This window comes from Kitasatospora sp. NPDC056446 (assembly GCF_042796115.1).
In the GTDB taxonomy this organism is placed as follows: domain Bacteria; phylum Actinomycetota; class Actinomycetes; order Streptomycetales; family Streptomycetaceae; genus Kitasatospora.
Genome location: NZ_JBHTRF010000145.1, coordinates 1 through 6,947 on the forward strand (window position 1 = coordinate 1; position 6,947 = coordinate 6,947).

The following is a 6,947-nucleotide window of genomic DNA, read 5'->3' on the forward strand; positions in this document are numbered from 1 at the left end:
CCTCGGGGCCGCCGGTGGCGGAGCGCCGCTCGCCGTACATCCCGGGGTCGGCGGTGTAGGTCTGCTGCCGGTGCGCGTCGCAGGTCGTGCCCCCGGATGCGATGAATGGCCTGCTGCTGGCTGCGCGGGAGCTGACCACCCACGCACAACGGCAGTTGCAGGCCGAAAGGAATCGGGGTTCGGCGACGCTGCAATAGTCGCCGCGTGCGAGGCACCGCCCCGCAGCCGCTGTCGTATTCCGCCTTCCTGGCGGCTCGGCAACGGCTGCACGCCCCCGCGATGCATCGTGCAAGCGCTGTAATACCAGGCAGAAATTGATCTTCGACGCTTTTCGGAAACTTTTCGGATTGCGTCCTCGGCATTGATCCGCCAAGGCTTGAAGCATGGAAAGCGCGTTTCTTCGCGTGCTGTGTCTGTCAAGGAACTGCCATGGATCACCGATCATCGTTCGTTGCTGCCCACGAGGCGTCGTCGCGCGTCCATCGCTTCTGCGGCCCTACCGCATTGCGATTGATCGTGGAGCGCTGGCACGGCAGCGAATCGTTGTCCGAAGGCCTGCGCTGCCAGATCGATCTGCTGGGCGAGCCGTGCGAGCACAGCCTGGATGATTGGGTGGCCCGGCCGGCAAGCATCACCACACGCCTGCCGGACGGTGCAGACGTTGTCCGGGGCGGGCTGATCCGCAGTGTCGAGCGCCTGGCCTGCGCAGGCCGCCTCGTGCGGTACCGCGTGCACCTGGCCGACTGGACCGCCTGGCTGCATGACAGCCGCCACAGTCGCGTGTTCCAGGATCAGGACGTGGCCAGCATCATCAGCACGGTGCTCTCGGTGCACGCGCCGCTGGCGCATTGGTCCTGGCACGTTGGAAGTACTGCTGCCATCGACCGCCGGTGCCGGGGCTATCGCGTGCAGTACCGCCAATCGGACATGGCGTTCCTGCAGCAGTTGATGGCCGATGAAGGCCTGGGCTGGTGCATCCGCACGCTGCCCGATGTACCGGGTGGGCATACGATGATGATCTTCGGCGACAGTACCCGATGCTCGCTGCTGTCACGGCCCCGGCGCCTGCACCAGACCCAGCGCGTGCCCGATGACGCGGGCATCGCGCTGTTGCATGAGACCTGTCGCGTCGTGCCGACGCACATGACCCGGGTGGCGGATCTGGACGATCCGTTGTGTGTGGTTTCGGCCAGCTTGCCTGTGCGCACTGTGGCCAGTGGCCCATTGGAGGACTATTCGCCGGCACGCCACGCGGCGTGGGAGACCTCGCGCGAGGCCTTGGCCGAGGTGATGCGCGACACCGAGGCAGCGTTGTGTGAGCAGCGGCGCTGGACCGGCGAAGGCACCGAGCCGGACTTCCAGCCCGGCTACGCATTCGAGGTGTTGCCAGAGCCCGGCCAGCGAGTAGCGCCCGCGTTGCTGCTTACAGCGGTGCAGCACGCAGCGGTCAACACGCTGCCTGAGGTTCTCGAACTGCAGGATCACCTGCCGCTGCACGCACTGCCCGACACCGTGCCCGCCGACCGCGCGCAGAGGCTGGGCTATGCCAATCGCTTCGAGGCCATGCCGTTCGACCGTCGGTGGCGACGTTCTCCGGATGGCAGGGCTGGGCGGTCGACGGCCCCTGGCCCGCAACTGGCCACTGTGCTCGGTGGCGATGACGGTGCACCGCTGCACATGGACAGCAGCGGGCGCATCCGTGTGCGGTTCGGCTTTGCCACCGACAGCAGGGCCGACAGCGGCTGGCTGCGCGTCGCCCAGACCTTTGCCGGCCCCGGCGTGGGCAGTCAGTTCCTGCCCCGCGTCGGCCAGGAGGTGGTGGTGGACTTCATCAACGGCGACCTCTGCCGCCCCATCGTGATGGGGGCGCTCTACAACGGCCAGGGCGAGTCACGCGCTGAAGCGCTGGGGCTGTCCAGCGATGCTGGCAGCAGTGCCCAGAACAACCTGGCCGGTGGCAACGCCCCGCGCTGGCATGCCGCAGGCGCGGGTGAATCGGCCCAGCGCAATGCCGGCGCCGTATGGGGCATCAGCTCGCAGAGCTGGGACGGCCATGGCGGTAACAGTCTCGAGTTCGACGACAGCGACGACCAGCTGCAGGTGCGGCTTGGCACAACGCAGTGCCATAGCGCGATCAGCATGGGTCATCTGCGTCACCTGCAGCACAACTTCCGCGGCAGCCTGCGCGGAAGTGGATTCGAACTGCGCAGCGACGCGTGGGGCGCCGTGCGTGCCACGGCAGGCCTGTGGCTGGACAGCATGCAGCGCTCTGCGGCCACCCCGGCCGGTCTGCGCGCCGCGCCGGTCGCGCTGTTGCGGCAGACGCTCGTGCTGGCGCACTCCTTTGATGAAGCGGCACGGCAGCAGCGCACAGTGCGGCTGCGCGGCCACGCCGCCGAGGGCAACGGTGCCAGCGTGCTGCAGACCCTGGCCGACAGCGTGGCGGCATCGCAGCGGCTGCAGGGTGCTGACGAAGACATCCCTGCAACCGGGTCTGCGGTGCTTGGCCTGTCCGCACGGGCAGGCATCTGCCAGGTGGCCGGGCAGGCGATCCAGCTGGGGGTGGGGCACAGCACGCTGCTGGCCAGTGGCGGCAGTTCGGCGGTGACCGTTGCCGGCCATGGGCGTTGGCAGTGCCGCCAGGCCATCGGCGTGCTGGCTGGCGCGACACGCACTCCGGGGAGTGCCGGGTTGAGCGTGGTGGCTGGCCAACAGGTGCTTGATATGCAGGCGCAGGCAGACGCCGTGCACCTGCAGGCGCGCGCTGGGCTGGTGGCAGCCAGCCAGCACGGGGAGGTGCAACTGGCGGCAGGCAACACGCTGCACATCGCAACTGCCGGCGGCGCTTCGATCACCCTGGCGGACGGGCACCTGCGGGTGAGCTGTCCAGGCACATTGACCATCAAAGCCGGCAACCGGCACTTCACCGGTCCGGTGCAGGAGCTGTTTCCGCTACCGCAGTTCGCACAGACGGTCTGCGTGGAGTGCCTGCTGAAGGCGATGCAGGCCGGCCTGCCATGGTCTACGAAGAATGGCTGACGCCCCGTGGATTGATCCGTGGCGGCATTCCCGGTTGCCGTGGCAGACCCCCGGCGACCAGTGTGTGGACGCGCGGCCCGCCTGTGCGCTGCTGGACATGGCATTCGCGCCGGACGCCTGGACGCAGCTGCGCGCGCTGGCCGCTGACGTGGTGCCGCTGTTTACGCATCGCTATACCGGCAAAGGGTTGGACCGGTTGTCGCCATGCCTGGTGGTCCTGCCGGACGAAGCCAGAGCACGCGAATGCTGCTGGCAGGCGCTGCTGGACCTGAGCAACGGCGCACCGATGCTGTCGGTGCTGCGCAGCACCGGCGACCCGCATGCATTGGCCGAGCATCTCCGGCGGATCTGGGAGGGTCGTTCCAGCACCGGCCAGCCGTGGTTGCTGCGCTGGGCCGATGGGCGTGCCGCCGCCCGCCTGCTGGATGCGCTGGACGATGCACAGCGGACGCGCGTACTGGGCGGTCTACACGACTGGCACCTGCCCACCCGCATCGGAGATTGGATGTGCGTAACCGGCAAGGGGGGAGTGCCGCTCGATACCGACGCCAGGCCGCTCACGTTCACCGCGGCGCAGGAGGCCACACTACGGAGCGGAAGCCAGGCCGATGCCATCACGCGCTTCATCCTGCAGCGGCCCGTGCTGCGCCCGGACGGCATGCTGCCCTCGCAGGTGCATCGCTGCGCGGAACACGTGCTGGGACGTCTGGCACGCCGAGGCATCGACCATCCCGCGCTGGCGCATCGGATGACGATCAAGGTCGTTGCCGCGAGGAATGCGCCCCATGGCGATGATGAGACGCCATGAAGAGGTTTGTGACGAGGGTGATTCTGATCGGGCTGGCGCTGCTTGCTGTGGCAGGCCTGGTGCTGAAGTTCATGGACTTCAGGATTGGACCACTACCGCCCGGTCCTCCGAAGCCACGCATCATCGACTCTGCTTCTGGTCACGACATTACTGGTGCACCGCCAGAAATGTCATTGACAATCGGCGTGGCCAACTACTCGGATGATGGATTGGGGACGGTCTTCATCAATGGCGCTTGGGCGGGTGGGATGGAGCCACGAGCCAGTGGGAACGCTGCGACCTGCTGCGTGACGTTGCCTCGTCTTTGGCATCCGGGGTTGAAGGTGACGGTGGTCTACCGCACCAGCAGCATGTTTCTCAAGGATCCCAGTAGCTATGTTGAGAGGGACATCTTTGTCGCGCCATACAGGCCGTTTCTTGATGGTTTCATCTATTTCATGTACTTCCCGGGCGATCAAGTTAGGGTCGTGGCAACGCCGTATTTCCCGGGATATCCAAAGTTTGCCTACGACATTAGTCATGCTGAGCTTGAGCGTGACCCTGAACGAATTTCTAGATTTCTCATTGAGTCGGATGGAGAGGAATAGAGATAATGAGAGTGAGTTCTTTGGCGCCGTTGGACAAGGAATCAATAAGTCTTAGCACGCGTAAGAAGGTTCGATGTGCGGGGTCATTTCCGGTGGATCTGGTGGATGGCGCGAACTGCGAGCAGATCATCTACGACGGCGTGTGCCGTGGCTAAGGGTGCGTTTGAATGAGCAACCCTGAGGGAATAGCTGTTGTAACGAAGGTGCTTGTCAGGGTTGCTCTGATCGGGCTAGCGCTGTTTGCCTTGACTGGCCTAGTGCTGAAGCTCATGGATTTCAGGATTGGTCCACCACCGCCCAGTCCTCCGAAGCCGCGCATTATTGAGCCTGACACTGGCCACGACATCACCGACGCGCCGTCAGAAATGCATCTGATGATTGGAGTTGCGAACTACTCTGATGAGGGATTAGGAAAAGTCTTCATCAATGATGCGTGGGGTGGTGCGATGCGTGCCCGAGCCAGTAGCAATGGCCGAACCTGCTGCGTGACGCTTCCTCGGCTTTGGCATCCGGGCCTGAAAGTAACGGTTGCTTACCGTACGAGTAGCATGTTCCTTAAGGATCCGCATAGCTATATTGAGAAGGAGATTTTTGTGCCGCGCTACAAGCCCTTCTTGGATGGTTTCATCTTCTTTATGTATTTCCCTGGTGATGAGGTGAGGGTCATAGCTACGCCATATTTTCCGGGATTCCCTAAATTTGCTTACGATCTTGATTTTGCCGACAGCGAGCGTGATCCAGAAAAGATCAATGGATTTCTTGAGGTGACGGCAAGGGGCGGGGTGACAGAATGAGAGTAAATGTGGCGCCTCCGGTGTCAGATCCTTCGGCGCAACTCAGTTTGACTGAACTAGGGAGATACTCCTCTTCCCGTATGGGGACTGAAACGGATTGCGGAGTAGACGTGTCAATGGGCTGCTTCTTCGATGGGACTCGTAATCACAGGCTGGCATCGAAGAAGCGTAAGGACATGAGCGAGAGCAATGTGTCTCGACTCTTCGACGTCTATGATCTAGGGCGAGCCAAAGGAATTGGTCGTCGGCCAACCAATTTTGCGAGCTACATCCAAGGCGTCGGCACCGAGGCGCTGAGAGAAATTGGCGACACCGGCACCGGCTGGCATGCCCGTGCCGGCGCGGCGGCGGGCTGGGGCGGCGAGGGTCGGGTGAATTGGATGCTGATGAAGGTCCAGGACCACCTCTTGACCCATTTTGCAGAGACAACCGTCACGACCGCGATGGGCTTCGATTCCACCGTCCCCATCGCGCGCAAGATGAGTGCCGATCTCCGCTTGCACCTGCAGGACGTAGAGCGCTTGGCGCAGGCGGCGCGGATGTCGCTGTCCAACTACCTGGCGGTCAACCAAGGGCAGGAGGAAATCGATCTTCGCAACTCGCTCAGCGGCGGCTTCTGGAACATGGTGGGCGCGTTACAGCGCGTGCGTGGCACTCATCTCGCGCGCGCCGATCACATAGCGCGGCGGGCAGTCTTGCAGGAGCGACGCGCTTTTCTTGCGAAGAAGGTTGCGCCGTTCCAGAAGCAGAATCCCCGTGTAGACCGCATCCGTATATCGGTGTTTGGCTTCTCGCGCGGCGCCACCGAGGCGCGCGTGTTCTGCAACTGGCTCGGCGATGCCTGCGACCCCGGTCCCGGGCCGCTGCGCTTGTGTGGAATTCCGGTGCAGATCGATTTCGTCGGCTTGTTCGATACGGTCGCGTCGGTAGGTGCCGCGCAGAGCTTCTTTGAGTCGATGTTCGATGGCCACGGTGGTTGGGCGTCGGCCGAAGACCTGCGCATTCCCGCCGATGTGCGTCGCTGTGTGCATATGGTGGCCGCGCATGAAGTACGCGGTTCGTTCCCGGTGGACTTGGTGGACGGCGCGAACTGCGAGCAGATCATCTACCCCGGGGTACATTCGGACGTGGGCGGCGGCTACACGCCCGGTGAGCAGGGGCGTTCGCCGAAGGATGCCGACAAGCTTTCGCAGATTCCGCTATGCGACATGTACCGGCATGCGCTGGCAGCAGGGGTGCCGTTGCTGCCGATGGGCGAAGCGGACAAGGAAACCGCCGCTCAGTTCGAGGTCTCCCCGAAACTGCGCCAGCACTACAACGCGTACCTGCAGGCGATGGCGCCGTTCCTGCCGGCCAGCACCGCCGCCTCCAAGGCCAACCGCACGGCGGTGCTGATGTATGCCCATTATCGCCAGTACCTGCTGTGGCGTCGGCAGCATCTGGATGACTTCGATCGCCAGCCGGGCTACCTGCAGGCGCCTGCGCAGGACCGCGCGGACCTGGGCGGCGGCAATGCCGAGCTGGTGCAGGAGGCGCGGGCGATGCGCTACAACAACGCCACGGCCCGCCTGCGCACCGAGGATCCTTACGCTGCCCACCACGGCATGGCCACGCCGCCTCGGTTCCAGGGCATTCCCGTGCAGGATTTCGTGCAGGCGAGGTTGCGGGGCAAAAAGGAACAGCAGTGGCTGGATGGCCAGATCCAATCGATCTGGGACC

5 protein-coding genes are annotated in these 6,947 nt (G+C 64.1%); all 5 read left to right on the plus strand.

The genetic code is table 11. The annotated features are described in order from the left end of the window. Positions 1-429 precede the first annotated feature (429 nt). Entirely contained in the window at positions 430-3,039 is a 2,610-nt protein-coding gene (locus tag ACFQ6N_RS39740) for a type VI secretion system Vgr family protein (RefSeq protein WP_053450625.1), read from the plus strand. Continuing rightward, the gene (locus ACFQ6N_RS39745; protein WP_080374957.1) at positions 3,032-3,847 is read left to right on the plus strand and encodes a DUF4123 domain-containing protein; all 816 of its coding nucleotides are present in this window, start codon (positions 3,032-3,034) and stop codon (positions 3,845-3,847) included. The genes ACFQ6N_RS39740 and ACFQ6N_RS39745 overlap by 8 nt, the downstream gene beginning before the upstream one ends. Next, the gene (locus ACFQ6N_RS39750; RefSeq protein WP_053450623.1) at positions 3,844-4,434 is read left to right on the plus strand and encodes a DUF3304 domain-containing protein; all 591 of its coding nucleotides are present in this window, start codon (positions 3,844-3,846) and stop codon (positions 4,432-4,434) included. The genes ACFQ6N_RS39745 and ACFQ6N_RS39750 overlap by 4 nt, the downstream gene beginning before the upstream one ends. A gap of 167 nt (positions 4,435-4,601) precedes the next feature. After that, the gene (locus tag ACFQ6N_RS39755) at positions 4,602-5,228 is read left to right on the plus strand and encodes a DUF3304 domain-containing protein (RefSeq protein ID WP_380659044.1); all 627 of its coding nucleotides are present in this window, start codon (positions 4,602-4,604) and stop codon (positions 5,226-5,228) included. Between the two features lie 176 nt (positions 5,229-5,404). Next, a partial coding sequence (locus ACFQ6N_RS39760) for a T6SS phospholipase effector Tle1-like catalytic domain-containing protein (protein WP_380659045.1) occupies positions 5,405-6,947 on the plus strand: 1,543 nt, incomplete at its 3' end.